Below are 26,578 nucleotides of genomic sequence, written 5' to 3' on the forward strand. Positions count from 1 at the left end.
GTGGTCCTGGTCGGAGCCTGGCGGTGCGCCGGCGGCGGAGGGCCTCTCGACTGCTCCGAATGCTAGCCGCGGCCTCCCGCGGCCGCCCGCTTCCCGGCTGCGACTGAGCAGAACCACTCCGTGCCGGCGGAGCCTGCCGCGATCAGCAGACCGTGAGCGACTCCAGAGCCGCCGACAGCGTGAGCCTGCTGCCCAGCAGCGTCACGTAGTCGAGGTCGTGGTCCTGCATCTCGGCGCGGGTGGCGCGCGGGAGGCAGGTCGACTCGCTCAGGTAGAGCGGAGCGCCGACCGCCGCGGCGACCGGGCCGACGGCGAGGGCGTCGGCGAAGCCTCCGGCCGCGGCGAGGAACACCTCGTCGGTGAGGGGAGACGGAGGATAGGCGTCGTTGAGCAGGCGGCTCGTGTCGTGCCGGTCGGTGCCCGCGATGCGCGCGACGTTCTGCACGAGACTCGACGCCTCCAGGCTGGTCTGGACGCCCTGCGAGATCGAGGGCGTGCCGCCGAGGAGGCGCCCATCGGTCGCGCCGAGCGCGGCCAGGGCCGCCCTGGTCGGCTCGTCGAGCGACCCCTTCGCGCCGTCGACCAGGAGCACCGGCTGCTTCAGACGGCCGGCGATCGGGGCGACCGACAGCGCATCGGGGAAGTTCGTGCCGGTGGCGAGGAACACGGTGTCGTAGGAGCCGTCGGGGAAGGCGTCGGCGACCAGCTTGCGCGAGGTGTCGTAGCGGTCGGAGCCCGCGATGCGCTCGACCTCGGCGTCCGTCAGAGCGTCGATCTCGGCGAGGACGGCGTCGCTCACCGAGAGCGAGCTGCCCACGACGACGATGCGCTGCGGCTCGAGGCGCACGATCTCGGCGGCCACCACCTCGGGCAGCTCGTCGGGATCGGTCAGCAGCAGCGCTCCGTTCTGGACGGCAGCGGCCGGGCCGGCGCTGAGCGCGTCGGGCCAGTTGCCGCCGCTGGCGACGTAGAGGACGGGCACCGTGTCGAACGTCGACGTCGTGACCGCGACTCCGGTCGCGTACCGGTCGGAGCCCGAGAGGCGCGTGACGGCCGACCCGTAGGTCCTCGGCGCGAAGTCGACTCCCGTGCGCCCGGCGACGGGGACCGTCGTGAGCGCCCTCTCGTCGAGGCGGGGGAGGTTCGAGTAGTACTGGTCGTCGTAGCTCGGGTAGCCGTCCTCGGCCGAGCGGAACACATAGGTCCCGGTGGGGAGGGCGGAGTCGCCGTCGAGCGCCCAGGGCACCGCGGTGCCCGGAGCGCCGGCGGCCGACGTCTCGTCGAACGGGTAGAAGGCGCCGCCGTCGGCCTCGTACCACCAGGCCTCGACCTCGAGGGCCGTGGTCGAGACTCCCGCGATCGCCGCAGCGGTCACGGCGCCCGACACCGGCGCCGTGCGCGGGAGGGTGATCGTGATCCCCGCCGTGCTGACGGCCAGGGGATCCGCCTCGAGGTCGATCGGGGTGTCGTCGCCGAACCAGACGGGGTACCAGGCGGAGGCGCCGACCACCTCGGCGCGGAGGTAGTAGTTCTCGCCTCCCGGCAGGGTGATCGAGAACGCCGACTCCGTCGTGACCGTCTGCACGGTCTCGAACGCGTCGTTCTCGACCCGGATGCTGTAGGCCGCCCCGACGGGGGCGGGGTGCGCGTCGTCGACGCCCTCGAGCGCGATCGTGCCCGACAGGACGACCTCGGCGGCCGCGTCGTCGGCCGTCACGGTCTCGCGGGCGACCTTCTGCCCCGCCGAGAGGGAGTCGCGGTCGGCGATCGGGGCGGGAGCCGGCGCGGCCGACGCGGGACCGGCGGCGAGTCCGGTCGCGAGCAGTGCGGCGACGAGGCCGAGTGCGGAGGTGAGGGGGGCGAGGGGCCGGCGGCGGCGTGTGGTCACAGCAGATCTTTCGAGAGGATCCGCGGCGGACCGCGGCGGACACGGTGCCTGAATGCTAGCCGTCGATGTCCTTCGAGGTCGCCCGCCGAGACGCCGTCCCGCCCCCCATCAGGGGCACGCTGCCGGTCGGGCGGATGGAGCGCTGGATGCGGGCGCTGATCTCCCTCAGCTGGCGGCGCTGGGCGTTCGTGAGGGGGTCGAGGACGAGCCTCCTGACCGTCTGCTCGTGCACGGGGGTCGCGCGGGCGAAGACGGCGTGACCGTCGTCAGTGAGGCCCGCCAGGGTGGACCGCCCGTCGTCCGGGTCGGGGCGCCGCGCCACCCACCCGCGCCCCTCGAGCCGGGACACCGCCCTCGACAGCCGCGACAGCGAGCTGTTCGAGTACTCGGCGAGCGTGCTCATGCGCAGAGCGCGGCCGGGTGCGCCGGCCAGCGCATAGAGGATCCCGTATTCGAAGTGCGTCAGATCGACCTCACGGGCGAGGGCGGCGTCGAGCGCCGGCGGGAGCCACTCCAGCACCGTCGCGAAGGCGGTCCAGCTCTCGAGGTCGGCGCCGTCGAGTGCTCGGTGATCGTCAGGTCCAGCCATCCTCCGAGGATACCGGTTGCTTGACTGAGCAAGGAACGGCCGTTAGCGTTCTGCTTGCTCAGGCAAGTAAGCGACGACACTTTCCGACAGAACGGAACACCTCCATGGATCTCCAGCTCGCGGCCTCCCGCGTCTTCATCAGCGGCTCCACGCAGGGGATCGGCTTCGCGATCGCGCGGGCTTTCCTCCGGGAGGGCGCCGAGGTGGTGGTCAACGGCCGGGACGAGCGCAGGGTCGAGGAGTCGGTGCAGAGGCTCGGGCGGGAGGTCACGGGCGCCGTCGTGTCGGGGATCGCGGCCGACCTCGCGGACGCCTCCGAGACCGGGCGCCTGATCGGTGCGATCGGCGACGTCGACGTGCTCGTGAACAACGCCGGGCTCTTCGAGGTGGCGCCGTTCGCCGACATCACCGACGCCGACTGGTCGCGGTTCTTCGACGTCAACGTGATGAGCGGGGTGCGCCTGTCGCGGGCGCTGCTCCCGCGGATGATCGATGCCGGTCGGGGCCGCGTCCTGTTCGTCGGGAGCGAGTCGGGCGTGAACGTCCCGGGCGACATGACGCACTACGGAGTGACGAAGGCGGCCGTGCTCGCTCTGGGCAACGGTCTCGCGAAGCTCACCCGGGGGACGGGCGTGACGGTGAACACGATCCTCGGTGGACCGACCTACTCCGACGGCGTGGCCGACGCCGTCCGGCACCTCGCCTCGGCGAACGGGCTGCCGGAGGAGCAGATGAGGGCGGCGATCATCGCCGCGAACCGCACATCGCTCCTCGAGCGGTTCATCGAGCCGGAGGAGATCGCGAGCCTCGCCGTCTATCTCGCGAGCCCGCTCGCCTCGGCGACGAACGGGGCGGCGATCCGCGCCGATGGGGGCGTGCTGACGGCGATGCTCTGACCTGCGTGTGCGGCTTCCGGGGTGCAGCTTCCGATGCGGGCGTGCCCTTGGACACCGGGGGAGATCGGGCATGCGGCCGACGTTCGTCGAGAGGTGGGTCCCGATACGCCGCCGGCGGCGGCTACTCGACCAGCAGGCGGGGCGGGCGACGAGCGACGAGCGCTTCCCCTCCGCTGCCTGCTGGTCGAGTAAGCGGGCGCGCAGCGGCGTATCGAGACCCGCGTCGCGCGGGTGGCTCAGAAGGGTGGTGGGTCGTCGAAGTGTGGGCGTGGGGGTGGTTCGGGTGGTCGGCCGGGGAGGGCGGGTGGCCGGGTGGTGACGCGGCGTCCGGTGGGGGTGGTCCATTCGGCGGTGCCGTCGGGGTGGAGGGTGTAGGTCCAGCGGTCGCCGTGGCGGACGTGGTGGTGGGCGACGCAGAGGCTCGCGAGGTTGTGGAGGGTGGTGGGGCCGCCGTTGCGCCATTCGATCGTGTGGTCGGCTTCGGCGCGGGAGGCGGGGCGGGTGCAGCCGGGGAAGCGACAGGTCTGATCGCGCAGCTGGAGGTGGAGCCGCATCCGCGGGGGCGGAAGGCGGTGGGTGCGTCCGACGGAGTTGACGGTGCCGGTCTGCGGGTCGGTGAGGACCCGGGTGAAGGAGGCGCCAGCGGCGACCAGCTCGCGGGCGAGGTCGGCGGGGACGGGTCCGTAGCCGTCGAGGTCCGCGGCGGTGTCGTCGAGTCCCGCCGCGGTGCTCGCGGGCAGGGTCAACCGGATCTCAGCGCGCACTCCGGGCACGAAGGCGGGCGCCGGGCGGTCGGCGTCGCGGTCGACGGGGGTCGTGCCGGTGACGTCGCCATCGCAGAGGAGGTCGGTCAGCGCGTCGGCGCGCAGTTGCGCGAGGGTGCGCTCCTCGCCTCCGCTGCTGCCGGTGCTGCCGTCATCACTGCCGTCGCGGAGGAGGCGTGCGATCCGGTCGAGGCGGTCGAACGCGCCGAGCGCGGCCGGCGCCGGGAGGTGGGCGCAGAGCGTGGCCATCCCGTCCACCTCCGCACCGACCCAGACGGCGCGGTCTCGGCGCGCGAGGGAGTGCCGCTCGGTGAGGGGCTGCTCGTGCAGCTCCTCCCGCCATCGCGCCAGGGCGCGTCGCAGCTGGGTCGGCGTCATTCCGAGCGCAGCCTCCGCGGCGCGCGTGTCGAGTGCGGCTCGCGAGGTGACGGGGAGGGTGGCCGCGATGGCGCAGATCAGCCGGCCGGAGTCTCAGTGGATCCGGGCTTCGGCGAGAGCGGCGCGGGTCGCCGGCAGGTCTTCGAGGAGCAGTTGCGCCTGCTCGAGCCGGCGCGACGCGACCGGCTCCGACACTCCGAGAGCGACCGCGAACTCGGCGCGGATGGACCGCTCGACCAGATCACGCGACTCGCTGCGCGTGCGGCCCCGAGCGAACGCCTCCGGGCACGCGAGCGCCGCCCGGTACGCCGCGTGGAGCTCCTCCGCGGCCTGCAGGAGGATCGGTGCGATCGAGCGCGAGAGCACGCCCGCGCGGTCGCTGTGCTCGCGCACGCCGGCGAGCGCCGCCTCCGCCGCTCCTGCATCGTCCGTCATACACGTATTGAACCAGGGACCACCGACACCAGGAGGCTCGTGGCCACCCTCCCGGACACGACGTCACCGATCCGCCCCTGTGGAGGAGTGGACGAGCGGTGCAGAAGCGCCCGCCGCCGCACAGCACCCCACGCCGCACAGCGCCCGCACCGCCCCTCAGCCCGTGAAGCGGCTCCCCACCAGGCTCTCCGAGACCTCCCACAGCCGGCGCGCGTCGTCCGCGCTGCGCATCGGAGCCCACAGCTCCCGACGGGCGGCCGGCCCTCCGATCACGCGGGTCGGGCCGTAGAACCCGCCGCCCTCCGCGGCGATCGCCGCCAGCAGGGCAGGCTGCGCCGCACTCTCGACGGTGCCCGCGACGCCGATCCGCGCGAGGCCCCGGATCAACCGGCGGCTGCCCATTTCCTTCCGGCGCCCGAGGCCCGGCTGCGCGGCCAGCAGATTCGTCGGCGACACCCCGGGGTGCGCGAGAGTGCTGGTGATCCCCCAGCCGGCCGCGCGGCTCCGGGCGTCGAGCTCGAGTGCGAAGAGGGCGACCGCGATCTTCGACTGCACGTACGCCGTCATCACGCGGTAGTCCTTCTCGGAGTTCAGGTCGTCCCAGACGATCGAGCCGCTGCGTGCGGCGATGCTCGTCTGGTGCACGACCCGCGCGCCGCCGTCGCGCAGGAGCGGCAGCAGCCCCAGGGTCAGCGCGAAGTGCCCGACATGGTTGGTCCCGAACTGCAGCTCGAAGCCGTCCTCGGTCACCTGCCGCTCGGGCGGCTGCATCACTCCGGCGTTGTTGATCAGCAGGTCGACGGGGCGACCCTCCTCGAGGAGGCGCTCGACCAGCGCCGAGACGGAGCGGAGCGAGGACAGGTCGAGCGAGCGCGTGCTCACCGTCGCCCCCGGGGCCGCACGGCGGATCCCCTCGACGGCCGCCTCGCCCTTCGCGGCCGACCGGACGGGGAGGACGACCTCGGCTCCGGCGCGGGCGAGGCGGGTGGCGATGACCCGCCCGATGCCGTCGCTCGCGCCGGTGACGACGGCGAGCCTCCCGGTCAGATCGGGCAGGGTGATCTCGGCGGTGCGTGACATGGCGACTCCTCGGTCGGTGGCTGCGGTCGGCCGCTGGGGCCGTCTGATCCCATGCTCGGCCGGTCCGCCGAGCGGAGGCAGGGCCCGCCGATCCGTGGATCCGCGATCCACCGGTCGCGACGCTCAGACCAGCGATCCGACCACCGAGAGCAGCTCGAGCTTCTCGGCGCTCTCGCTGCCGGGCACCGCCGTGTAGACGAGGAGCCGGTGCGACTGCTCCGGATCGAGCAGCGTCTGGCACTCGAGCTCGATCAGCCCCACCGACGGGTGCACGAAGCGCTTCGTCGCCGGCGGCCGGAGTCCGGCCTCGTGCGCGTCCCACAGCGTGCGGAACTCCTCGCTCCTCGCCGCCACGAGCTCGACGAGCTGCGCCGCCCGGGAGCCCGGTCCGCGCAGGGTGGCGATCTCGCGGAGGCCCGCGACGTAGACCCGGGAGAGGAGCGCCCGATCCTCCTCGGCGTACGACTCCCGCACCGCCGGGTCGGTGAACCAGCGGTAGCCGATGCTGCGCGCGGGCCCGGTGCGCTCGGACGCGTCTCCGGTGAGCGCCGCGCCGAGCGGTGTCTGCCTCAGGGTCTCGCCGAGCTCGGTGATGATCTCGGCGGGGGTGTCCTGCAGGCGGTCGAGGATCCGCAGCAGCCCCGGCGCGATGTGGTCGCCGGCGACTCCGCGCGGCGGGGGAGTGTGGCCGGCGAGGCGGAAGACGTGGTCGCGCTCACCGAGCGAGAGGTGCAGGCCCTGCGCGATCGACGCGATCATCTGCTCCGACGGCTGCGGCCCCGTGCCGCGTTCGAGGCGCGCGTAGTAGTCGGTCGACATGTGGCAGAGGCCTGCCGCCTCCTCGCGTCGGAGCCCCGCGGTGCGGCGGCGCTGCCCGCGGGTGAGCCCCACGTCCTCGGGCTGCAGCGACTCGCGCCTGCGTCGGAGGAACGTCGCCAGTCCGTCGCGATCGATCACGGGTCCACCTCTCGTCGGGGCCGAGGGCGGCCCCCTCCGTTTCTACCGCGGCGGCCGCTGGGCTGCCACGGCCCGGCGATCCACCCCTCCGGAGGCGCCGCCCCGCTCAGAGCGAGCGCGCCAGCAGCAGCGCCGCCCGCCGCAGGGCCGCCACGTCGGCGGGTGCGCCCCGATGCTGCGACTCCCAGTAGTACGACGACACGAACCGGGCGAACGACAGGGCCTGGGCGAGCGAGTGGTCGACGCCCGCCGCCTCGGTGAAGCGACGGGCCCAGTCGCCGAGGAGCCGGAGCGGATCCTCCGCCTCGATGGCGGTGGGGAGGAGGCCGCGGACGACCGTGTGCGCCTCGTTCGCCGCCGTCCCGACGAGGAGCGCCGGGTCGACGGCCACCCACCGATCGGGGGCCGCCTGCAGGATGTTCGACAGGCTGAGATCGCCGTGGGTGAGGGTCGTCGTGCCGTCGGCGGCGAGCTGCCGGATGATCTCGGTCGCCAGCTTCAGGTGCTGCTCCGGCAGAGCGGTGCCCGCTCGTCGCGCGTCCTCGTGCTGAGCGCGCAGCTGCCTGATCCAGCCGGAGGTCTGCCCGGCGAGACGGGGAGCGCCGGACGGTGGGGTCGCGGCCGCCAGTTCCGTGGTGAGCCGTCCGGCGATCGACATCGCCGCGCCCCTGTCCGCCGTCTCGGCGAGCGAGGGGCCGTCGATCCACTCCAGCAGCACGGCCCGCCGAGCGGAGTCGGCCTCGAGGAGGGTCACCGCTCCCCGGCCGCCGAACGCGCTCAGCGCCGCCGCCTCGGCGTCCATCGACATCACGGGGCTCACCAGCTTGAGGGCGGCCCGGACGCCGCTGGGAGTGACGACGGGCACCACGAGCGAGGTCGCGCCCGCCCTCGCCGTGCCGACCGCCTCCAGGTGCCACTCGGCGGACAGCTCCGTCCACACGCCGGGGAGGCGCTCGAGCCACTCGGCCGCCGAGGGGTCCCGTCGGGTGATCTCCGCCCGGAACCTCGCACCGACCGCCCGGGGGATCTCCATACCGGCATCCTCCCGCATCACCCGCTCCCGACGCTGCGGCCCGAGCGTCAGGAGCGCAGGCGCAGCCCGTCGAGCAGCAGGCGCACCATTGGGTTGGGCGAGCCGTCGGCCGACGGCGCGCGGTGGCTCAGGTCGCCGATCGCCTGGAGCAGCTCGAGCGGGTCGACGCCGGCGCGGATGGCGCCCTCCTCCTCCGCCGCCTCGAGGAGCGAGCGGATCGCGGGGCCGAGCGTGGACGTGAAGGCGGCGGGGAGGCTGTCGAACGCCGGGTCGCCCGAGCGCAGCGCGGCCGAGAGGCCCTGCTTGGTCGCGACGAACTCCGTGAAGCGGGTGACCCACAGGTCGAGTGCCGTCCCGGCGTCGTGCTCGGTCAGGAGGTCGGCGGCAGCGGCCGCGGTCGCGTCGATCTCGCTGGTGAACACGGCCGCGACGAGTGCCGCCCGGTTCGGGAAGTGCCGGTAGAGGGTGCCCACGCCCACCCCCGCCTCCGCGGCGATCTCGCGCGCCGGCGCGTCGACTCCCGAGCGCGCGAAGACGGTGCGGGCGGCGACGATCAGCGTGCTCAGGTTCTGCAGGGCGTCGGCGCGGGTCGGACGCGGGGCGGCGGCGTTCACGGAGGCGTGTCCTTGCCTTTCCGGAACAATGTTCCGTATAGTCGGTGAGAGCGGAACGGTGTTCCGCAACGGACTCTACCGGAGGAACTCATGCAGTACCGCACTCTCGGCCGCACCGGCATCAAGGTGACCCCCTACGCCCTCGGGGCGATGATGCTCGGCTCGTTCGGCAACCCCGAGCGCTCGGAGGGCGTGCGGATCATCCACCGCGCTCTCGACGCCGGGATCACCGTCATCGACACCGCCGACCGCTACGGCGACTCCGAGGAGGTCGTGGGCGAGGCGCTGGTCGGCCGTCGCGACCAGGTCGTGCTCGCGACGAAGTTCTGGGGGCCCGTCGACGACGATGTGAACCACCGCGGTGCGTCCCGCCGGTGGATCATGCAGGCCGTCGAGCGCTCGCTGCGGAACCTCCGGACCGACCACATCGACCTCTACCAGCTGCACCGGCCCGACACCGAGACCGACGTCGAGGAGACGCTCTCGGCCCTCACCGATCTGGTCCGGCAGGGCAAGGTCCGCGCGATCGGCACCTCCTCCATGCGCGGCTCCGAGATCGTCGAGGCGCAGTGGGCGTCCGAGCGCCGCGGGTTCGAGCGCTTCCGCACCGAGCAGCCGAACTACTCGATCCTCGACCGTGAGATCGAGCGCGAGATCCTCCCCACCCTCCAGCGCTACGGGATGGGCGCCCTCGTCTACAGCCCGCTCGCCGGCGGCGCGCTCTCCGGCCGGTACCGCGCGGGGCAGGCGAACGACAACTTCCGCGCGAGCACGGGGATGACCCACTTCCGCGACGATCGCCGACTCGCCGCGATCGAGCAGCTGATCGCGCTGTCGGAGGAGGTCGGCATCCCCCTCACGCACCTGGCGATGGCCTTCACCGTCGCGCACCCGGGAGTCACCTCGGCGATCGCCGGACCCCGCACGATGGAGCAGCTGGAGGACACGCTCGCCGGCGCCGAGGTGTCGCTGTCGGACGAGATCCTCGACCGCATCGACGCGATCGTCGCGCCCGGCGAGAGCATCGGCGCGATGGACATGGTCTACCGCGGACCCGAGGTCGCCGATGCGTCCCTCCGGCGCCGACCCGCAGCGGACCGCAGCGCGCGGTGACCCTCGCGGGACGGCCTTCGAGCACGAGGCGTGCGCGCGGGCCGTCCCCTACGCGGCGATGATGCGCCCGACGGCGGGTATCGCAGGATCCGCGCGTGCCAGACTGGGGCCGAGCGTGCTCCACCCCGCATGATCCTCCGCGGGGCCCGGAGCCACTGGACCCGGTCCGCTCATCCGAACCCTTCCGCAGGAGGACTCGAATGACCGAAACCGCTGTGCTCTCCACCGCACCCGGCCGAACCCCCGTCGCCAAGTCGATCCTGATGTGCCGCCCCGAGCACTTCACCGTCGTCTACCGGATCAATCCGTGGATGGACCCGGCGATCCCCACCGACACCGCGCTCGCGCTCCGCCAGTGGCAGACGCTGTACGACACCTACGTGGGCCTGGGCTTCGACGTGCAGCTGATCGACCCGGAGCCGGGCCTGCCCGACATGGTCTACGCGGCGAACGGCGGCTTCGTGATCGACGGCATCGCCTACGGCGCCTCCTTCACCTATCCCGAGCGCCAGCCGGAGGGCCCCACCTACATGCGCTGGTTCGGCGAGGCCGGCTTCGACGTGCGCGTCCCCGAGGAGGTCAACGAGGGCGAGGGAGACTTCCTCCTCGTCGGCGAGCGCATCCTCGCGGGCACCGGATTCCGCTCCGCCTCGGACTCGCACGCCGAGGTGGCGCGGGTCTTCGGCCGCGAGGTGGTGACCCTCGAGCTCGTGAATCCGTCGTTCTACCACCTCGACACGGCGATCGCGGTGCTCGACGACACGACCATCGCCTACCTCCCGAGCGCGTTCAGCGACGAGGGCAACCGCGTCCTCCGCGAGCTCTACCCCGACGCGATCCTCGTCTCGGAGGAGGACGCCTCGGTGCTCGGGCTCAACTCGTTCTCGGACGGACTCAACGTGGTCATCGCCGCCCGGGCGACCGGCTTCGAGCGCCAGCTGCGCGAGCGCGGCTACAACCCGATCGGCGTCGACCTCTCCGAGCTGCTGCTCGGAGGCGGCGGCGTCAAGTGCTGCACGCTCGAGCTGCGGCGCTGACGCCGAGATCGTCCGGAGGAGGAACGACATGAGCATCACCGACACCGCGAACCGCTCCGCCACCCTCATCGCCGAGGAGGAGGCGCACGCCGCGCACAACTACCACCCGCTGCCGGTCGTCGCCGCGACCGGCGAGGGCGCCTGGATCACCGACGTCGAGGGGCGCCGCTACCTCGACTGCCTGGCCGCCTACTCCGCCGTCAACTTCGGGCACTCGCACCCGGTGCTGCTGGAGGCGGCGCGCGCGCAGCTCGCGCGCGTCACCCTGACGAGCCGCGCGTTCCACAACGACAGACTCGGCCCGTTCGTGACGGCGCTCGCCGCCCTCGCGGGCAAGGACATGGTCCTCCCGATGAACACCGGCGCGGAGGCGGTGGAGTCGGGCATCAAGGTCGCCCGCGCCTGGGGCTACCGCGTGAAGGGCGTCACTCCCGGCCGCGCGAACATCATCGTCGCGGCGGGCAACTTCCACGGCCGCACGACCACGATCATCTCGTTCAGCGACGACGCGGAGGCGCGCGAGGGCTTCGCGCCCTTCACCCCCGGGTTCCGCACCGTCCCGTTCGGTGACGCGGAGGCGCTCGAGGCCGCGATCGACGACGACACCGTCGCCGTGCTGATCGAGCCGATCCAGGGCGAGGCCGGCATCGTCGTGCCGCCCGCCGGCTACCTGCCCGCCGTGCGCGAGATCACCTCGCGACGGGGCGTCCTCTTCATCGCCGACGAGATCCAGTCCGGCCTCGGCCGCACCGGCGCGACCTTCGCCTGCGACCTGGTCGGCGTCGTCCCCGACGTGTACCTGCTGGGCAAGGCCCTCGGCGGCGGCATCGTCCCCGTCTCGGCCGTCGTCGCGAACGCCGACGTGCTGGGCGTCCTGCAGCCCGGGCAGCACGGCTCGACCTTCGGAGGCAATCCGCTCGCCGCCGCCGTGGGCCTCGCGGTCGTCGAGATGCTCGCCACGGGCGAGTACCAGGCGATGGCCCGAGCGCGGGGAGAGCAGCTGCATGCGCGGCTGACGAAGCTGGTCGGCCGGGGGGTCGTCGCCGTCCGCGGCGCGGGCCTCTGGGCAGGCATCGACATCGACCCGTCGCTCGCCTCGGGCCGCGAGGTCTGCGAGGCGCTGATGGCACGCGGCGTGCTGGCGAAGGACACCCACGGCTCCACGATCCGCCTCGCGCCCCCGCTGGTCGTCACCGCCGACGAGATCGACTTCGCCGTCGACGAGCTCGAGGCCGTGCTGGCCTCCCTGCGCTGACGCCGCAGCAGGTCCGTGTGAACAATTCAGGATGGATTCGCGACCGCGGGCCGGGATCCGCGTGATTCCGGTCGCGGTCTCGCATCCATCCTGAATTGTCGACACGGAGGAACCTGGTCGTCCCGTCGGACCTCGATATCGGCGTCTCGTCGGTCGGTCCCAGCGAACGCTGCCATGCTAGGAGCAGCAGCCGCGGACGACAGATCGTTCCGCGCACCCCGATCGCCCTCGCGACCACCCGCACCGCCTCTTCCGCGCACGTCCGCCGGAGGGGCACGGCGGGCGCGAGACACCTCTACCGAGAACTCCGCAGCACCGCGCACTCCGCACGCCCCGGACTCCTCCCTCACCGGAAAGCACTCATGAGAAACACCCGAACCGCCAAGCCCGCACGCCACCACCTCGAACTCCCCACCCCGAAGCCGCTCGAGAAGGGCGGGATGCGCATCACCCCGCTCGGTGGCCTCGGCGAGATCGGTCGCAACATGACCGTCTTCGAGCACAAGGGCAAGCTGCTCATCGTCGACTGCGGCGTCCTCTTCCCCGAGGAGAACCAGCCCGGCATCGACGTGATCCTGCCCGACTTCGCCGCGATCCGCTCGCGTCTGAAGGACGTCGAGGCGATCGTCCTCACCCACGGCCACGAGGACCACATCGGAGGCGTCCCCTACCTCCTGAAGGAGCGGGGCGACATCCCGATCATCGCCTCCACCTTCACGCTCGCGCTCATCAGCGCCAAGCTCCAGGAGCACCGCATCACTCCGCGCACCCGCCCGGTGCGCGAGGGCGACCGCATCGACGCCGGCGTCTTCGACCTCGAGTTCCTCGCGGTGAACCACTCGATCCCCGACGGCCTCGCCGTCGCGATCCGCACCGAGGCCGGCCTCGTGCTGCACACGGGCGACTTCAAGATGGACCAGTTCCCGCTCGACGGTCGCACCACCGACCTGCCCGGCTTCGCCCGGCTGGGCGACGAGGGAGTCGACCTCTTCCTCGTCGACTCCACGAACGCCGACGTGCCCGGGTTCGCGATCTCGGAGGGGGACCTCGCCCCCGCGATCGACCAGGTGTTCCGCACCGCCCCGCGCCGCATCGTCGTCTCGAGCTTCGCCAGCCACGTGCACCGCATCCAGCAGGTGCTCGACGCCGCGCAGAAGCACGGGCGCAAGGTCGCCTTCGTCGGGCGCTCGATGGTGCGCAACATGGGCATCGCCGCCGAGCTCGGCTACCTCAAGATCCCGGCCGGCCTCGTGGTCGACATGAAGGTGCTCGAGAAGCTGCCCGCGACCGAGATCGTCATGATCTGCACCGGTTCGCAGGGCGAGCCGATGGCCGCGCTCTCGCGGATGGCCAACAAGGACCACATCATCGACATCGGCCCGGGCGACACCGTGCTGCTCGCCAGCTCGCTGATCCCCGGCAACGAGAACGCGATCTACCGCATCATCAACGCGTTCACCCGCTGGGGTGCGACCGTCGTGCACAAGGGCAACGCCAAGGTGCACGTCTCGGGTCACGCCAGCGCGGGCGAGCTCGCCTACTGCTACAACATCCTCCGTCCCACCGCGGTGCTGCCCGTGCACGGCGAGTGGCGCCACCTCACGGCGAACGCCGCGATCGCGACACGCACCGGGATCGACGAGAAGAACGTCTTCGTCATCGAGGACGGCGTCTCGATCGACCTCGTGAAGGGGAGCTCGCGCGTCAGCGGCCGCATCCCGGCCGACCAGATCCTCGTCGACGGCACCACGATGGGCGTCGCCACCGAGGACGCCATGATCGACCGCCGCGTGCTCGCGGAGGAGGGGGCCATCACGGTCCTCGCGATCGTCGACCTCGACCGCGGCACGCTCGGCGAGCCGGTCGAGTTCTTCACCCGCGGCTTCGTCGAGGAGCCGGGCTGGAAGGACAACGCGAGCAAGGCGATCGACGACGCCGTCCTGCAGGCGGCCGGCAAGCCGACCGACCGCGAGGCCATCGAGGCGCTGATCACCCGCACCCTGGGCCGCTGGCTGACCCGTCGCCACCGCCGGAACCCGGTCATCACGACCATCGTCGTCGAGGAGTGAGCCGTCGGGCGGGAGCATCGCGCTCCCGCCCGCTGTGGTTCGGGCAGGTCTGGATGCGCCGTCTTCGGCGGCTACTCGACCAGGGAGGCTCCGCTGGCTGCGTGCGCCCACAGGTGCGCTCGGTAAACTCGCAGGGATGTCTCCGAACCCGCTCCGGCGCGCCCTCGCGCGTGCCGCTGCGGCGTTCCCGAACCGGCTGCTCCTCACGAAGCGCGCCTCGGGCACGAACGGCTGGCTGAGCTCGTGGGGCACCAACGCCCACGGCGAGATCGCCGGCTGCCCGCCGCCACGGGTCTGATCCGCGCCCGCCCCTCTCCGGAGCCAGCGGTCGCGTCTCCCGACTCCCCTCCCTCCGGAAGAGACCCATGACGCATCCGCACACCCCCCTGCCCGCCGATCAGGCACCGCACGCCATCTGGCGCGGCCTCCACCAGACCCTGCAGAAGGACACCGTCGGCGGGGCCTTCCTCCTCACCGCGACGCTGCTCGCGCTGATCATCGCCAACAGCCCGGCCTCGGGGCTCTACGACGCCGTCCGCGACTTCTCCTTCGGCCCCGAGTCGCTGCACCTGAACCTCAGCGTCGGCGCGTGGGCGGCCGACGGGCTCCTGGCGATCTTCTTCTTCGTGGTCGGCCTCGAGCTCAAGGAGGAGTTCGTCGCCGGCTCGCTCCGCAACCCCCGCACCGCGGTCGTCCCGATCGTCGCGGCCGTCGGCGGCGTAGCGGTCCCCGCACTGATCTTCGTCCTGGTCAACCTGCCCCGCGGAGGCGCCGCGCTCGACGGCTGGGCGATCCCCGCGGCGACCGACATCGCGTTCGCGGTGGCCGTCATCGCCGTGGTGGGCAAGTTCCTGCCTCCGGCGCTGCGGACGTTCCTGCTGACCCTCGCGGTCGTCGACGACCTGCTCGCGATCACGATCATCGCCGTCTTCTACACCGCGGGGATCGACGCGCTCATGCTCGGGCTCGCACTGATCCCGCTCGCTGTCTTCGCGGTCTGCGTGCAGCGGGGCGTCCGCGCCTGGTGGGTCCTCATCCCGCTGGCCGTGGCGACCTGGGCGCTCGTCCACGCCTCCGGGGTGCACGCGACCGTCGCCGGGGTGCTGCTCGGGTTCACGGTGCCGGTCGTCGCGAAGGCCCGCGCGCGGGTCGAGGCGGGCACCGACTCCGAGGGCCGCCCCCTCTACGACGGTCTCGCCGCGCACTTCGCCGACCGCTGGAGCGTGCTCTCGACCGCCTTCGCGGTGCCGGTGTTCGCGTTCTTCTCGGCCGGAGTCACGGTGGGCGGCCTCTCGGGTCTGGCGGAGTCGTTCCAGGACTCCATCGCGCTCGGCATCGTCGCCGGCCTCGTCCTCGGCAAGGCGATCGGCATCACGGGCAGCACGTTCCTGCTCACGCGGTTCCGCGGGATCGTGATCGACCCCTCCCTCCGCTGGATCGACATGATCGGGATGTCGTTCGTCGCGGGGATCGGCTTCACGGTCTCGCTCCTCGTCGGCGAGCTGTCGTACGGCGCCGGCAGCGAGGCCGACGACCACGTCAAGGTCGGGGTCCTCGCCGGTTCGCTCCTCGCCGCGATCATCGGAGGCGCGATCCTCACGATCCGCAACCGCCACTACCGCCGCGCGGGAGCCGTCGCGAGCTGACCCGCTCCCCGCCTCCCGGCGGAGCCTTCCACGCCGGACCGCGGCGGGCCATACTCGCCTCCGAGAGGAAGGCGGCTGCGGGATGACGAGCACGGTGTCGCAACTCCGACACGAGCTGCGGCACCGCGTGCGGCCGATGCCGGGGCGGGATCCGGCCGAGAAGGGCCGGACCACCACTCCTCTCGAGCTGCTCTACGACCTCACCTACGTCGTGGCGTTCGGTGCGGCGGCGGATCTCCTCGCCGAGCACCTGGCGGAGGGCACGGTGTGGCCGGCGCTCGGTGCGTACGCGTTCGCCGTGTGGGCCGTGAGCTGGGCCTGGCTCAACTCGACCTGGTTCGCCTCCGCCTACGGGAACGACGACCTGCTCGTGCGGCTCGCCACGATCGTGCAGATGATCGGGGTCGTCGTCCTGACGTTCGGGCTCCCGATGAGCTTCGAGCTGGCGGCGCACGGCGAGAGCCCCAACAACCTCCTCCTCGTCGTCGGCTACCTCGTGATGCGACTGCCGCTGATCGCGCTCTGGCTGCGAGCGGGGGCCCAGGACCGGGAGCACCGCCGGAACGCTCTCTCGTACATCGCGATCATCGGAACGGCGCAGGTCGGCTGGCTGCTGACCACGCTGGTGCCCGGTCCCGTCGCGCTGACAGTGGTCGCGCTGGTCGTCCTCGCCCTCGCCGAGATGATCGCTCCGGTGATCGCCGCGAAGCGGTACGGCTTCTCCCCCTGGAACGCCGGGCATCTCGCGGAACGGTTCTCGCTCCTCACCCTGATCACGATCGGCGAGGTCGTCGCCGGTACCACTGCGGCCGTCGGCGCGCTGACTCAGGAGCAGGGCTGGACCGTCGAGGCGGTGCTGATCGTGGCCTCCGGGCTCGTCATCGCGGCCTGCGTCTGGTGGACGTACTTCCTGGTCCCCTCGCGCCTCGTGCTCGAGAACCGACCAGAGCGCACCGTCGCCTGGCGATACGCGCACCTGCCGCTGTTCGGCTCGATCGCCGCGATCGGCGCGGGACTGCACCTGACGACGATCGCGGTGGAGCGGGGCGGAGTCTCGCTCCTGGGGATCGCGCTCGCCCTCGCCGCGCCGCTAGCGGTGACCATCGTGCTCGTCTTCTCGACCTGGAGCGTGCTGCTCCGCTCCTACGACCTCGCGCACCTGCCGCTGCTGGTGCTCACGCTCACGCCGCTCGTGGTGGCCGTGATCGTGGGTGCGAGCGTCCGCCCGGGGGAGGCGCTCGATCTCGACGAGCGCGGCGGCCTCACCTCGCTGAGCGTGGTCGTCGCGCTCGTGGCTCTGGCTGCGGTGATCGAGGTCGTCGGACACGAGGCCGTCGGGTACAGGCACACTCTCGCGGCGCTGGAGCGGCATCCGCTGCACCCGTCAGTCCGGGAGGGAGTCGACTCGGTATGAGCCCGCGCCTGCCGACGATCACGTCGTCGGGGCGGGCCGCTCGTTCCGAGGCATCCTCCCTCAGACGTCGACCGACCGGCGCACCGGCGCGAAGGTCGGCGGCTTGTCCGGGCGGAGGAACTCCGCGATCAGGTCGTGGCAGAGCCGGGGCTTCTCGACGAGCACGCCGTGAGAGGCGTGCGGCACGACCGCGAGCTCGCCGAGCGGCAGGGCTCGGTAGAGCTCGAGGATGTGCTCGAGCGGCATGTCGTCGTCGTCACCCACGAGCACCAGGACGGGGAGGCGGATCGAGGCGAGGTCGGTGAGGGTGAGGGTCGGGCCGAGCTCGTGCATCCGCCGCAGCTTCTCGAGGACGACCGGGTAGTGGTCGAGGCCGTCGGGCGAGACCTCGGCGTACGCCTCCGCCAGGAACGCCGGGACCTCGGAGTCGAGAGTCTCGGCGGGCCAGCCGTCGAGCGAGAAGACCCCCGAGACGAACACCAGCTGCGACACCAGATCGGGCCGTCGATGCGCGACGAGGAGGGCCACGACCGCACCGTCGCTGTAGCCGAGGAGGGGGGACGGCCCTGTGCCGTGCTCCTCGAGGAACGCGATCGTCTCGTCGGCCATCCCCTCGAAGGTCATCGGCGCCTCGGTGTCGGGCGTGCGGCCGTGGCCGCGTCGATCCGGGGTCAGCACGCGGTACGAGTCGGCGAAGGAGGCGGCGATCGCCGTCAGCGCCCGCGAGTCGGTTCCTCCGGGGTGCAGCATCGCGAACAGCGGTCCTGCTCCGTACTCCGAGAAGGCCGGCGCCGCGTCGTCCACGCTCTCATCCTCATCGCACCTGTCACCACGCGCAACGGCCGGACGTGACCGGGCAGGTGCCGCTTGTCGCGGCGGGCCGGGTGCGAGAGGCTGACCGGGGGTCGCCGGAGGTGCCGGTGCACGGGAGGGAGGCAGGCCGTGCGCACGCTCACCGCAGGACTCTTCATGTCGGTCGACGGGGTCGTCGAATCGCCGAACCTCTTCCAGTTCGACAGCTTCGACGCCGAGCTGGGCGCGATGATGGGGCGGATGATCGGGTCGGTCGAGACCGCGGTGCTCGGTCGCGCCGGCTACGAGGAGTGGTCGGAGTACTGGCCCACCGTGGCCGCAGACGACCCGTTCGGCGCGTTCATCAACCCGATCGAGAAGTACGTGGCGTCGACGACGCTCACCGGCCCGCTCGGCTGGAACGCCACCCTGATCGAGGGCGACGCCGCCGCGTTCCTCACTCGGCTGAAGCAGACCGACGGAGGCGACATCTCGCTCTTCTCGAGCATCTCGCTCACGCGGGAGCTGCTCTTCGCCGGGGTCCTCGACGAGCTGACCCTGATGATGCACCCCGTGGTGGCGGGCGCCGGCCGCCGCCTCTTCGAGGAGGGCGACCCGATGACGAGGCTCGAACTGCGCGACTCCCTGGTCACCAGCGCCGGCAACGCGGTGCTGACCTACGCGGTCCGCGACTTCTGAACGACACCCCGGACCACGACCTCGAGGAGACGACCATGACCGCGATCGACGACTACATCGCCGCGCAGCCCGAGGCGATGCGCCCGGTCTGCACCGCCCTCGCCGCCGTGCTCGACGGGAGCCTCGAGCGCGCAGAGGGGACGCTCTGGCACGGTCACCCGGTGTGGATGATCGGCAAGACCCCCGTCGCCGGCTTCAAGGCAGCGTCGAAGGCCGTCACCGTGATGCTGTGGCGCGGTCAGGACATCGATGCGCCCGGTCTGGCGCCCGCAGGGTCCTTCCGGATGGCGAACGCGAAGATCGCGACCGTCGACCAGGTCGACGCCGAGCAGCTCGGCGCGTGGCTCCGGGAAGCGGAGGCGCTCGAGCAGTAGCGGTCGCTGGTCTGGTGCCGGAGCGCAGTGCGCCCCGAAGCGATCGGCCGTTAGGGAACCGTAAGGATGTCGGTGTTCCGGGCCTCCGGGACGCGTGGGGCGAGTAGAAACGTCCAGTGACCTCCTCCGTAGTCCGCGGCGACGCCGACGCCCTCGAACCCTCGCCGCTGCGTTCCGCGCGCCCCGGAGGCCTGCGGGCGTGGCTGCTCGAGGGGCTCCGCGACAACGCGGGCACGCACCCCGGGCCGCACTCCTCCGCCGAGAAGACGCACTCGTGGTGGCGGGTGATGTGCCTGACCGGCGTCGACTACTTCTCGACCCTCGGCTACCAGCCGGCGATCGCGGCGCTCGCCGCGGGGCTGCTCTCGCCGCTCGCGACGATCGTGCTGGTGCTGCTCACCCTCTTCGGCGCGCTGCCCGTCTACCGCCGCGTGGCGAAGGAGAGCTTCCGCGGCGAGGGCTCGATCGCGATGCTCGAGCGGCTCCTGCCCTGGTGGGGCGGCAAGCTCTTCGTGCTGGTGCTGCTGGGCTTCGCGGCCACCGACTTCATGATCACCATCACCCTGAGCGCGGCCGACGCGACCGCGCACGCGGTCGAGAACCCCTTCGCTCCGGAGTGGTTCCACGGCGCGGAGGTGCCGCTCACCCTGGGCCTGATCACCCTGCTCGCCGTCGTGTTCCTCCGCGGCTTCAAGGAGGCGATCTCGATCGCGGTCGTGCTCGTCGCCGCGTTCCTCGTGCTCAACGCCGTCGTCATCGTCGTGGCTCTCGGGCACGTCGCCGAGAACCCGGTCGTCGTCAGCGACTGGTGGTCGGCGCTCAACGCGCAGCACGGCAATCCGCTGATCATGGTCGGCATCGCGCTGATCGTGTTCCCCAAGCTCGCGCTGGGTCTCTCGGGCTTCGAGACCGGGGTGGCGGTGATGCCGCAGATCCGCGGCGAGGCGGGCGACACCGAGGCGAACCCGGCCGGCCGGATCCGCGGCGCCAAGCGGCTGCTGATCACCGCCGCGATCACGATGTCGGCGTTCCTGATCACGTCGAGCTTCGTGACCACGCTGCTGATCCCGCAGGCCGAGTTCCGGTCGGGAGGCGAGGCGAACGGCCGCGCCCTCGCCTACCTCGCGCACGAGTACCTCGGCGAGGCGTTCGGCACCGTCTACGACATCAGCACGATCTGCATCCTCTGGTTCGCGGGCGCCTCGGCGATGGCGGGGCTGCTGAACATCGTTCCGCGCTACCTCCCCCGCTACGGGATGGCGCCGCAGTGGGCGGCCGCCGTGCGACCGCTGGTGCTCGTGTTCACGGCCGTGGCGTTCATCATCACGATCCTGTTCGAGGCCGACGTCGACGCCCAGGGCGGCGCCTACGCGACCGGTGTGCTCGTGCTGATCACCTCCGCCTCCGTCGCCGTGTTCCTGTCGGCCAAGCGCAAGCGGCAGCGCAAGCGCGCGATCGGCTTCGCGGTCATCGCGCTGGTCTTCGTCTACACGACGGTCGTCAACGTCGTCGAGCGGCCGGACGGCGTGCGGATCGCGGGGGTCTTCATCCTCGGCATCCTCGTCGTCTCGCTCGTCTCGCGGGTGCACCGCTCGTTCCAGCTGCGCGCCACCTCGGTGACCTTCGACGCCGCCGCGCTCGACTTCGTCACGTCCGACGCCGACGACTACGGCGTGATCCGCGTCCTCGCGAACGAGCCCGACGACGGGTCCGAGAGCGAGTACCGGCAGAAGCTCGCCGAGGAGCACCGGCACAGCAACCTGCCGATGCGCTCCCCCGTGCTGTTCCTCGAGGTGCAGGCGACCGACTCGTCCGACTTCGAGGAGGATCTGCTGGTGCGCGGCGAGGTGCGGCACGGGTTCCGGGTGCTGACGGTCACCTCCGGCAACATCCCGAACACGATCGCGACGGTGATGCTCGAGATCCGCGACCTGACCGGAGTGATCCCCGAGGTCTACTTCGAGTGGACGGAGGGCGACCCGCTGACCAACATGTTCCGGTTCCTGATCACCGGCACCGGCGAGGTCGCGCCCGTCACCCGCGAGGTGCTCCGCCGCTCCGAGCCGCGCCGTTCGCGCCGGCCGGGCGTGCACGTCGGCTGACGCTGGGCCGGCCTCGGGGCGGGTCCGGCTCGTCGGACCCGGGCCGGCCCGCCCGACCGGAGGCGTCAGTCGCGCACCGTCGACAGCGGCTCGGTGATGCTCTCGAGGCTGCGGCGCTCGGCGTCGACGCCGAAGACCAGGGCGACGACTCCGCCGACGACCATCACCGCGGCTCCGACGAAGTAGCCGACGGTGAGAGGTCCGCGGTCGCTGCCGTCGCCGATCAGCACGCCGTAGAGGGTCGGCGCGACCGCGCCGGCGATCTGGCCGAGGGTGAAGAAGTACGAGATGGCCTGGCTGCGCAGCTCGAGCGGGAAGATCTCGCTGACGGTCAGGTAGGCGCTCGAGGCGCCGGCGGAGGCGAAGAAGAACGAGACGCACCAGAGCACGACCTGCGTCGTCGCCGTCAGCACGTCCATGCTGAACAGCAGCGCCGAGAGGGCGAGCACCGCGCCCGAGGCGCCGTAGGTGAGGAAGATCATCTTCCGCCGGCCCCACACGTCGAACAGGTGGCCGAGCACCAGCGGTCCGACCAGGTTGCCGATCGCGAACGGGAAGAAGAAGTACGAGACCGCGCTCTGCTCCACTCCGTAGAAGTTCTCGAGCACCAGGGCGTAGGTGAAGAAGATCGCGTTGTAGAGGAACGACTGCGTGATCATCATGGTCGCGCCCACCAGCGTCCGCTTCGGGTACTGCCTGATCAGCACGCGCGCGATGGTGCGGAACGGGATGTTCTCGGTGGCCTTCACGGTGATCGCCTTCGAGTCGTCGACCGGCTCGATGGTGCCGCCCTCGGCCTTCACCCGGCGCTCGATCTCGTCGACCGTCCGCTCCGCCTCCTCCTCGCGCCCGTGCGTCATCAGCCAGCGCGGGCTCTCGGGGATGTGCCGGCGGAGGTAGATGATCGCGAGGCCGAGGATCGGCCCCAGGAAGAACCCGAGCCGCCAGCCGATGTTCTCGGCGAAGATCTGGTCGTTGAGGAAGAACAGGTTCGCCGCGGAGCCCAGCGCCGCGCCTCCCCAGTAGGTGCCGTTGATCGCGATGTCGACGCGGCCGCGGTACTTCGAGGGGATCAGCTCGTCGATCGCGGAGTTGATCGCGGCGTACTCACCGCCGATGCCCATGCCCGCGAAGAAGCGGAACACGGCGAGGAACAGGTAGTTCGGCGCGAGCCCGGCGAGGCCGCTCGCGACGAGGTAGATCACGAGAGTGAGGATGAAGAGCTTGCGGCGGCCGAGCCTGTCGCTGAGCCGCCCGAAGATCAGGGCGCCGACGATCTGGCCGACCAGGTACACCGTGCCGAGCACGCCGACCTGGGCGGCGTCGAGGTCGAACTCCTTCGCGAAGCCGGCGGAGGCGACGATCTGGATCTCGAGTCCGTCGAGGACCCACGAGAAGCCCAGCCCCACCACGATCGACCAGTGGAAGCGCGTCCACGGGAGCCGGTCGATGCGGGCCGGGACGAGACTGCGCACGGGACCTTTCGCCTCCGACTCGCGCGAGTCGGTCGTACCTGTCGACATGAGAACGCCCTCCTGTCGCCCCGGCGTCGCCCTGGAGGAACGCGGTCCCGGTCGCGGCGAGACGACGATAATCCCGCGAGGCCGTGAATATCGACGGGCTATGAACCCCTTGTCTGAGAAAGCGCGCGGGTGTATTCGCACGCAGCGCCGGGGTACTGTCGCCGGCATGGTGACGTCCCTCCGTGCTCACCTCGACGCTCAGCTGCCCGGGCCGGAGGCGGCGGATCTCGAGCGCACGCTCCACGAGCTGCGGAAGGGGGTCGCCCGGGTGCTCGGCGACGAGCTGACCGGCCTCTACCTCACCGGGTCGTTCGCGCTCGGCTGCGGCGACGAGGCGAGCGACGTCGACGTGATCGTCGTGAGCCGCAGAGCCCTCACGCCGGGGGAGAGCGCGGCGGCGCGCGCCCTCCACTCCGCCCTGCCCGACCTGCCCCTGCGCGCGGCGGGGCGACTCGAGGTCGGCTGGACCACCGCCTCCGCCCTGCGTCGGCCGCCCGGCGCCACCGGCTCGTGGCTGTACGTCGACAACGGCTCGCGCGAGCTCGTGGAGTCCTCGCACGACGACTCCTGGAACACGCGATGGCTGCTGCGGCACCGCGGGATCGCGCTGGCGGGTCCGCCCGCCGCGGCGCTCGTGCCCGAGCCCGATCCCCGCGAGCTGCGCAGGGAGGCGCTCCGTCAGGCGGAGTCGCGTGCCGCATGGATCCGCGACGAGCCCGAGGTGCTGCTCGACGGCTGGGCGCAGCCGTACGCGGTGCTGACCGTCGCGAGGCTGATGTGGACGGCGACGACGGGCTCGATCGCGGGCAAGGAGGAGGCGGCGCGGTGGCTCGGCAGCGAGGCCCCCGGATTCCGCCGGGTGCTCGACGCCTCGGTCGGCTACCGGCGGCGCCCCTTCGATCCGGGGGCGAACCGGGCGGATCCGGCGCTCGCGGTGCCCGCCGCCGCCTTCATCGCCTGGGCCCTGGCCGAGGTGCGCACACGCGTCGAGACCCCGCCGTCAACCGCCCCGCGCGATCCTGCCGCCCTTGGCTACGGTGGGCGGATGATCGACGCGACGCCTGCGGGCACCCCTTCCTACATCCTCAGCGAGGGTCCCGTCTGGGACGGCGGGACCAGCCGCCTCACCTGGGTCGACATCGAGGCGGGCGCGGTGCTCTCGGCGCCGCTCACGGCCGAGGGAGTGGGCGCGATCACGCGCTCGGACGTGGGCGAGCAGGTCGGCTGCGCCCTCCCGCTCGGCGACGGACGCGTGCTCGTCGCCCTGACCCGCCGGCTCGCGATCCTCGAGGTCGACGGATCGCTGACGCGGGGGTCGGAGCTGCTGCCGGAGGGGCACCGCTTCAACGACGGCTCGATCGACCCGCAGGGCCGGCTGGTCGTGGGATCGCTCACGCTGGGCGAGTCCGTGGGTGACGACGTCCTCCTCCGGATCGAGCACGACGGCTCGGTGACCGTGCTCGATCACGACCTGAAGCTCTCGAACGGGTTGGCCTGGTCGCCCGACGGCTCGGTGATGTACTCGGTCGACACGGAGTCGGGTGTCGTCTACCGCCGCCCCTACCCCGACGGGGCGCGCGAGACCTTCCTCGAACTCGAGGAGGGCGTGTTCGTCGACGGGATGACCGTCGACTCCGAGGGTCGGCTCTGGTGCGCGATCTGGGGTGGCAGCGGCGTGCGCGTGTACGACGCGGAGGGGCGACGCGTCGAGGGCGAGGGAATCGCGGTCGACGCCCCGCACGTCTCGAGCATCGCCTTCGCGGGGGAGTCGCTCGACGTCGCCGTCCTCTCGTCGGCCTCGCGCGACCTGTCGGCCGAGGAGCGAGCCGCGCATCCGTCGGCCGGGGCGCTGTGGCTCGCGCGACCGGGCGCCCGGGGGCTTCCCGCGACGCGGTGGGTCGAGACGCGGCTGCCCTGAGGCGCGCGCCCGGGGCGGCGGGCTCTCCCGGGCCGGTACGTCGAGTGCGCGAAAGTTGTCGTACTCGGGCGTCGAGTACGACAACTCGTGAGCAGTGGGGTGCCCGGAGCCGTCAGACCAGACGGCGGGACGACTCCGTCAGCAGCCGGAACCAGCGGGCACCGTAGCCGTCGATGCCGAGCGTCACCGTGCCGTCGGCGCCCGGCGTCACCGACTCCCCGCCGAGGGAGTCGACGAGATGGGCGCCCCGCGAGGCGTCCGGGAGTCGCAGCGTGACCGTGCGCGGAGTCGACGCGAAGTTGTGGACGGCGACGGTCGTCCCCGTCGATGCCGACACGAGGTGCGCGAAGACCGACGGCTCCGCCGAGGGCAGGTGGGTGTACTCGCCCCAGCCGATCTCCGGCGAGCGGCGGTAGAGCCACGCGAGCGCCTGCACGTGCGCGAGCAGCGAATCCGGCGACTTCCGCTGATCGGCGACGTTCACGTGCTCGGGCGAGAAACCGCCCTCGGTGACCGCGGCGACCAGCTCCGACGCGTCGGCGCGCGAGAAGCCGCCGTTGCGGGCGCCGCTCCACTGCATCGGCGTGCGCACACCGCTCCGCCCGGGGATCGCCGCGTTCTCGCCCATCCCGATCTCCTCGCCGTAGTAGAGAACCGGCGCGCCGGGCAGCGAGAACAGGAGGCTGTAGACCATCCGGATCCGTCGCGGGTCGCCGTCGAGCATCGGCGGGAGTCGGCGGACGATGCCGCGCCCGTGGATCCGCTGCGACGCCTCCGGAGCGAACGCCGCGAAGACCTCGTCGCGCTCGTCGTCGGCGAGCTGATCGAGGGTCAGCTCGTCGTGATTGCGGACGAAGTTCGCCCACTGGCTGCCGACGGCGATCGCGGGGCGGCTCGCGAGGGCCTCGACGAGCGGCGCCGCCTCCTCGCGGGCGAGGGCGAGGTAGAGCCGCTGGTTGCCGATGAAGTCGAACTGCATCGACAGCTCGTCGGCGTCCTGCCCGCCGAAGAACGCGAGCTGCTGGTCGCGCGAGACGTTCACCTCGCCCAGCATCATCGCGTCGCCGGAGCGGCGCGACAGGCAGCCGCGCAGTTGGCGGAGCCACTCGTGCTCGTCGGCGGCTCCGGGAGTGATCAGGAACGGGACCGCGTCGACCCGGAAGCCGTCGATGCCCAGCTGGAGCCAGAACCCGATCAGCTTCGCGATCTCGTCGCGCACCCGCGGGTTGTCGGTGTTCAGATCGGGCTGGTGCCGGTAGAAGCTGTGCAGGTAGTACTGGCCGGCCTGCTCGTCGAAGAACCAGACGCCGTCCTCGGCGTCGGGGAACACGTTGGCGGGCTGATCCGCCGGCGGCTCGTCGCGCCAGAGGTAGTAGTCGCGGTAGGGGCTGTCCGGGGAGGATCGCGCCGCCTGGAACCACGGGTGCTGGTCGCTGGTGTGGTTGACGACCAGATCGACGATCACGCGCATCCCGCGGTCGCGGGCGGTGCGGACGACCTCGACGACGTCTCCGTGGTGGCCGTAGCGCCGGTCGACCCCGAAGAAGTCGCTGATGTCGTAGCCGTTGTCCCTGCCGGGCGACGGGTAGAACGGCGCGAGCCACAGGCAGCTGACACCGAGCTCGGCGAGGTGGTCGATGCGGTGCGCCAGGCCCTCCAGGTCGCCGACGCCGTCGTCGTCCCAGTCCATGAAGGTCTTGACGTCGAGGTTGTAGTAGACGGCGGAGCGCCACCACAGGTCGCTGGTGTCGGTGACCCTCATGCGGTCGCCTCCGCGGTCTGCTGCGGGAGGTGGGGGGCGTGGGTCACGGGGCGGCTCCGGGGGTCGGGGGCGGTCGTCCTCCGTCGAAGATAGGTGGGTGCGGCATCGGCGTCTCCTCGTTGACTTCTCAGGTTCGGGCCGGTGCCGCGATACGCCCTTGGAGGTTGCACCACCAGCGGGGGCAGGCGGGGATCCGTCCTCGGAGACCGGCCGGTGCCGGTGCGTCGGTCCTGCTGTCCG

General features: G+C 72.0%; 23 protein-coding genes. 12 read left to right on the forward strand and 11 right to left on the reverse strand.

All coding sequences use genetic code 11. The features are described from left to right. Positions 1 to 142: 142 nt before the first annotated feature. Positions 143 to 1,888 (reverse strand): cell wall-binding repeat-containing protein, encoded by a 1,746-nt coding sequence (locus B9Y99_RS09565; protein ID WP_085476403.1) that lies wholly within the window; start codon positions 1,886 to 1,888, stop codon positions 143 to 145. A gap of 55 nt (positions 1,889 to 1,943) precedes the next feature. Continuing rightward, positions 1,944 to 2,477, reverse strand: coding sequence for a MarR family winged helix-turn-helix transcriptional regulator (locus tag B9Y99_RS09570; RefSeq protein ID WP_085476404.1), 534 nt, complete (start codon positions 2,475 to 2,477; stop codon positions 1,944 to 1,946). A 104-nt stretch (positions 2,478 to 2,581) separates the two neighbouring features. Here B9Y99_RS09570 and B9Y99_RS09575 point away from each other — a divergent pair, with 104 nt between their 5' ends. After that, positions 2,582 to 3,373 (forward strand): SDR family NAD(P)-dependent oxidoreductase, encoded by a 792-nt coding sequence (locus B9Y99_RS09575; protein WP_085476405.1) that lies wholly within the window; start codon positions 2,582 to 2,584, stop codon positions 3,371 to 3,373. A gap of 236 nt (positions 3,374 to 3,609) precedes the next feature. Here the strand turns inward: B9Y99_RS09575 and B9Y99_RS09580 are convergent, their stop codons facing one another. The 6 genes from B9Y99_RS09580 to B9Y99_RS09605 form a co-directional block, all read right to left on the reverse strand. Beyond that, positions 3,610 to 4,596 (reverse strand): HNH endonuclease signature motif containing protein, encoded by a 987-nt coding sequence (locus B9Y99_RS09580; protein ID WP_342097154.1) that lies wholly within the window; start codon positions 4,594 to 4,596, stop codon positions 3,610 to 3,612. A 12-nt stretch (positions 4,597 to 4,608) separates the two neighbouring features. Next, on the reverse strand, positions 4,609 to 4,950 hold the full coding sequence (locus tag B9Y99_RS09585; RefSeq protein ID WP_085476407.1) for a hypothetical protein: 342 nt from the start codon (positions 4,948 to 4,950) through the stop codon (positions 4,609 to 4,611). A gap of 156 nt (positions 4,951 to 5,106) precedes the next feature. Next, positions 5,107 to 6,030 carry an SDR family oxidoreductase gene (locus tag B9Y99_RS09590; protein WP_085476408.1) on the reverse strand — a complete coding sequence of 308 codons (924 nt, stop codon included), beginning with the start codon at positions 6,028 to 6,030 and terminating at the stop codon, positions 5,107 to 5,109. 123 nt (positions 6,031 to 6,153) lie between these two features. Beyond that, complete coding sequence (locus B9Y99_RS09595) at positions 6,154 to 6,987, reverse strand: helix-turn-helix transcriptional regulator (RefSeq protein WP_085476409.1); 834 nt, start codon at positions 6,985 to 6,987, stop codon at positions 6,154 to 6,156. A gap of 106 nt (positions 6,988 to 7,093) precedes the next feature. Then, positions 7,094 to 8,020, reverse strand: a complete 927-nt coding sequence (locus tag B9Y99_RS09600; RefSeq protein ID WP_165759580.1) for an aminoglycoside phosphotransferase family protein — start codon at positions 8,018 to 8,020, stop codon at positions 7,094 to 7,096. Between the two features lie 47 nt (positions 8,021 to 8,067). After that, entirely contained in the window at positions 8,068 to 8,634 is a 567-nt protein-coding gene (locus B9Y99_RS09605) for a TetR/AcrR family transcriptional regulator (protein ID WP_165759581.1), read from the reverse strand. 90 nt (positions 8,635 to 8,724) lie between these two features. On the opposite strand from B9Y99_RS09605, the gene B9Y99_RS09610 reads away from it, so the two are divergent. The 7 genes from B9Y99_RS09610 (at position 8,725) to B9Y99_RS09635 (ending at position 17,168) form a co-directional block, all read left to right on the forward strand. Beyond that, entirely contained in the window at positions 8,725 to 9,747 is a 1,023-nt protein-coding gene (locus B9Y99_RS09610) for an aldo/keto reductase (RefSeq protein WP_085476411.1), read from the forward strand. Between the two features lie 200 nt (positions 9,748 to 9,947). Next, entirely contained in the window at positions 9,948 to 10,784 is an 837-nt protein-coding gene (ddaH, locus tag B9Y99_RS09615) for a dimethylargininase (RefSeq protein ID WP_085476412.1), read from the forward strand. Positions 10,785 to 10,812: 28 nt separating this feature from the next. Next, positions 10,813 to 12,039, forward strand: coding sequence for an ornithine--oxo-acid transaminase (gene rocD / locus B9Y99_RS09620; protein ID WP_085476413.1), 1,227 nt, complete (start codon positions 10,813 to 10,815; stop codon positions 12,037 to 12,039). 440 nt (positions 12,040 to 12,479) lie between these two features. After that, the gene (locus B9Y99_RS09625; RefSeq protein ID WP_208856967.1) at positions 12,480 to 14,108 is read left to right on the forward strand and encodes a ribonuclease J; all 1,629 of its coding nucleotides are present in this window, start codon (positions 12,480 to 12,482) and stop codon (positions 14,106 to 14,108) included. 136 nt (positions 14,109 to 14,244) lie between these two features. Further along, positions 14,245 to 14,406, forward strand: coding sequence for a hypothetical protein (locus B9Y99_RS18765; RefSeq protein ID WP_165759582.1), 162 nt, complete (start codon positions 14,245 to 14,247; stop codon positions 14,404 to 14,406). A gap of 67 nt (positions 14,407 to 14,473) precedes the next feature. Further along, positions 14,474 to 15,754 carry a Na+/H+ antiporter NhaA gene (nhaA, locus tag B9Y99_RS09630; RefSeq protein WP_085476415.1) on the forward strand — a complete coding sequence of 427 codons (1,281 nt, stop codon included), beginning with the start codon at positions 14,474 to 14,476 and terminating at the stop codon, positions 15,752 to 15,754. Between the two features lie 82 nt (positions 15,755 to 15,836). Further along, on the forward strand, positions 15,837 to 17,168 hold the full coding sequence (locus B9Y99_RS09635) for a low temperature requirement protein A (protein ID WP_244274857.1): 1,332 nt from the start codon (positions 15,837 to 15,839) through the stop codon (positions 17,166 to 17,168). Between the two features lie 60 nt (positions 17,169 to 17,228). On the opposite strand, the gene B9Y99_RS09640 is transcribed toward B9Y99_RS09635, so the two are convergent. After that, positions 17,229 to 17,972, reverse strand: a complete 744-nt coding sequence (locus tag B9Y99_RS09640) for an alpha/beta fold hydrolase (protein WP_244274858.1) — start codon at positions 17,970 to 17,972, stop codon at positions 17,229 to 17,231. 138 nt (positions 17,973 to 18,110) lie between these two features. Here B9Y99_RS09640 and B9Y99_RS09645 point away from each other — a divergent pair, with 138 nt between their 5' ends. The 3 genes from B9Y99_RS09645 to B9Y99_RS09655 all read left to right on the forward strand — a co-directional run bounded on the left by B9Y99_RS09645 (position 18,111) and on the right by B9Y99_RS09655 (position 21,135). After that, positions 18,111 to 18,659, forward strand: a complete 549-nt coding sequence (locus B9Y99_RS09645; RefSeq protein WP_085476416.1) for a dihydrofolate reductase family protein — start codon at positions 18,111 to 18,113, stop codon at positions 18,657 to 18,659. A gap of 35 nt (positions 18,660 to 18,694) precedes the next feature. Continuing rightward, the gene (locus B9Y99_RS09650; RefSeq protein WP_085476417.1) at positions 18,695 to 19,033 is read left to right on the forward strand and encodes a DUF1801 domain-containing protein; all 339 of its coding nucleotides are present in this window, start codon (positions 18,695 to 18,697) and stop codon (positions 19,031 to 19,033) included. 287 nt (positions 19,034 to 19,320) lie between these two features. Beyond that, on the forward strand, positions 19,321 to 21,135 hold the full coding sequence (locus tag B9Y99_RS09655; RefSeq protein WP_244274951.1) for an APC family permease: 1,815 nt from the start codon (positions 19,321 to 19,323) through the stop codon (positions 21,133 to 21,135). A gap of 65 nt (positions 21,136 to 21,200) precedes the next feature. Here B9Y99_RS09655 and B9Y99_RS09660 read toward each other — a convergent pair whose 3' ends face one another. Beyond that, on the reverse strand, positions 21,201 to 22,610 hold the full coding sequence (locus tag B9Y99_RS09660) for an MFS transporter (RefSeq protein ID WP_342097149.1): 1,410 nt from the start codon (positions 22,608 to 22,610) through the stop codon (positions 21,201 to 21,203). A gap of 214 nt (positions 22,611 to 22,824) precedes the next feature. Between B9Y99_RS09660 and B9Y99_RS09665 the strand changes: the two genes are divergently transcribed. Continuing rightward, the gene (locus B9Y99_RS09665; protein WP_165759583.1) at positions 22,825 to 24,576 is read left to right on the forward strand and encodes an SMP-30/gluconolactonase/LRE family protein; all 1,752 of its coding nucleotides are present in this window, start codon (positions 22,825 to 22,827) and stop codon (positions 24,574 to 24,576) included. Positions 24,577 to 24,688: 112 nt separating this feature from the next. On the opposite strand, the gene B9Y99_RS09670 is transcribed toward B9Y99_RS09665, so the two are convergent. Then, the gene (locus tag B9Y99_RS09670; protein WP_085476419.1) at positions 24,689 to 26,338 is read right to left on the reverse strand and encodes an alpha-amylase family protein; all 1,650 of its coding nucleotides are present in this window, start codon (positions 26,336 to 26,338) and stop codon (positions 24,689 to 24,691) included. Between the last annotated feature and the right edge of the window lie 240 nt (positions 26,339 to 26,578).

The sequence above is a fragment of the Rathayibacter oskolensis genome (assembly GCF_900177245.1).
Taxonomy (GTDB): Bacteria; Actinomycetota; Actinomycetes; order Actinomycetales; family Microbacteriaceae; genus Rathayibacter; species Rathayibacter oskolensis.